The organism is Mycobacterium sp., from assembly GCF_049280035.1.
Classification (GTDB): domain Bacteria; phylum Actinomycetota; class Actinomycetes; order Mycobacteriales; family Mycobacteriaceae; genus Mycobacterium.
Genome location: NZ_JBAPPI010000818.1, coordinates 1 through 2121 on the forward strand (window position 1 = coordinate 1; position 2121 = coordinate 2121).

A 2121-nucleotide genomic window follows, 5' to 3' on the forward strand; every position below is an offset into this window, starting at 1 on the left:
GCTAAGAACTTCTCGGTGCGAGCGGCCGCTTCGTCAGAGGGCCGGGGAAATGGGTGAATGAGCTCAAGCGGAAAACGGCCGAGGAAAAGCTCCTTGGCCAAGGATGGCTTATCCCAACCGCTTTCGCGAGACTCCTCAGCTACGGCTCTCGCTTGCTCTTCGCTGACCTGTGCCTGCTGTGCCATCGGACTTCCCTCACTCGAAGCGACTCCTGCGGAACTTCGGTGACCAGTGTTCCCCGCGGAGCGCGCGGGTACACCGGTTTGCGCAACTAGCCGAGCTAGGAATCGAGTTCCTGAGCCACAGCTTTGACCACCTCGGAGACCCTGCGAGCGGTTTTTCGGTCCGGATAGCGGCCCTTGCGCAACTCGGGCTGCACAGTACTCTCCAGCAAGGTGATCATGTCCTCGACCATGCCGTGCAGTTCATCTGGGCTGTGCTTATGTTCGGCCGGACCTTCCCTGCGGGGGCGGGTCAGGGTGGGCGGCGGGTCGATCAGTTTGAGACTCAATGCCTGCGGTCCGCGGCGTCCGGAGGCAACGCCGAATTCGACGCGCTGCCCCGCTTTGAGGCCTTCAACGCCCGCGGGTAACGCCGAAGAGCGGACGTAGACGTCCTCGCCGTCCTCCTGGGATAGGAAGCCGAATCCCTTCGCCGCGTCGTACCACTTCACCTTGCCTGTCGGCACCGGTCTCACCTGCTTGTCTGACGAATAACTAGAAGGAGCAACACAATGAAGCGTCCCGCCTGCGCAGGACGCGATGACGAAAGATCCTACTCGGAAGGCCGCCAGCCCAGCACCCTGTTTCTCGGTACTCTGGCACTATCGCTGGAGGAGACAATGCGCCTGGTCCTGAACGTCATCTGGTTGATTTTCGGCGGCCTTTGGCTGGCCCTCGGCTATCTGCTGGCGGCGGTGATCTGCTTCCTGCTCATCATCACCATCCCGTTTGGATTCGCAGCGTTGCGCATCGCATCCTATGCGCTGTGGCCGTTCGGGCGGACGATCATCGACAAGCCCGGCGCAGGTACCGGCGCACTGATCGGGAACATCATCTGGCTGCTGTTGTGCGGGATCTGGCTGGCGATCGGACACCTGGTGAGCGCGGTGGCGATGGCGCTCACGATCATCGGTATTCCGCTGGCGCTGGCCAACCTCAAACTGATCCCGGTGTCCCTGGTGCCGTTAGGCAAGGAAATCGTCCCCGTCGATCAACCACACCGCGCCGGATCGCTGGCGACATACCGCTGACGGGCGCCTCTAATCGGCCCCCGCGCGTCGGCTGTGAGCCGTTTCTCGGCCACTTATCGGTGTGAATTCAGTCACATAACGGATTGATCACAGGACGGCAACGGCTCGATGTCGTAGCGAGCGACCTGCACGGATGACGGGGCTTCCTGGCGTTTTCCGCGTCGACGGAAAGCGAAACGCCGGATTCGCCAAAAAATGACTCCGCAGCCATCACCCGCTAGCGTCGTCCGCGAGCTTGCCGAGTTTTCTTGAGCGGCGGGCCTTCTCGCCTATAGCGCCGAGCTCCATCCGATAGGCGAGGACACCCAAACCCGTGGATGGAGGCGGGGGACCCATTGGTCCGCCGAGATTGGACCGGAGCCGTCCGCGGCTCCTTGGGGTGAAGCCATCGCCGTATCTGTGAATTCGGCATGGCCGGGCGACCTCTTCCACCCGAACCCGACAGCTGACCTCGTGGGCGCATCAAGAGAGGACGTCTTCGGCGTATGAGCGGACGGCATCGTAAGCCCACCACTTCGAACATCAGCGTCGCCAAACTCGCATTCACCGGTGCTGTGATCGGTGGCGGTGGCATCGCACTTGCGGGCCACGCGTCCGCGGCCACGGACGGCGAATGGGATCGCGTCGCCGGCTGCGAGTCTGGCGGCAACTGGGGCATCAACACCGGCAACGGCTACCACGGCGGGCTGCAGTTCTCGCAGGGCACCTGGGCCGCACACGGCGGCGGCGAGTTCGCCCCAACCGCGAACCAGGCCACTCGCGAACAGCAGATCGCCGTCGCCGAGCGGGTGCTGGCCACCCAGGGCCGCGGCGCCTGGCCGGTATGCGGCCACGGACTCGGGGCCGCGACGCCGCGCAACGTCCTCGCC

4 protein-coding genes and 1 riboswitch are annotated in these 2121 nt (G+C 63.9%); of the genes, 2 read left to right on the forward strand and 2 right to left on the reverse strand.

The annotated features are described in order from the left end of the window. Together WAN71_RS26205 and WAN71_RS26210 are read right to left on the reverse strand one after the other, a co-directional pair. On the reverse strand, positions 1-185 hold a 185-nt coding region (locus WAN71_RS26205), incomplete at its 3' end, for a hypothetical protein (RefSeq protein ID WP_422228117.1). Positions 186-280: 95 nt separating this feature from the next. Further along, positions 281-688 carry a cold-shock protein gene (locus WAN71_RS26210; RefSeq protein WP_422228118.1) on the reverse strand — a complete coding sequence of 136 codons (408 nt, stop codon included), beginning with the start codon at positions 686-688 and terminating at the stop codon, positions 281-283. A 153-nt stretch (positions 689-841) separates the two neighbouring features. On the opposite strand from WAN71_RS26210, the gene WAN71_RS26215 reads away from it, so the two are divergent. Continuing rightward, on the forward strand, positions 842-1252 hold the full coding sequence (locus WAN71_RS26215) for a YccF domain-containing protein (RefSeq protein WP_422228120.1): 411 nt from the start codon (positions 842-844) through the stop codon (positions 1250-1252). A 292-nt stretch (positions 1253-1544) separates the two neighbouring features. Further along, a riboswitch (cyclic di-AMP (ydaO/yuaA leader) is annotated at positions 1545-1728 on the forward strand. A gap of 9 nt (positions 1729-1737) precedes the next feature. Then, the coding region (locus tag WAN71_RS26220; RefSeq protein ID WP_422228119.1) for a transglycosylase family protein at positions 1738-2121 on the forward strand (384 nt) is incomplete at its 3' end.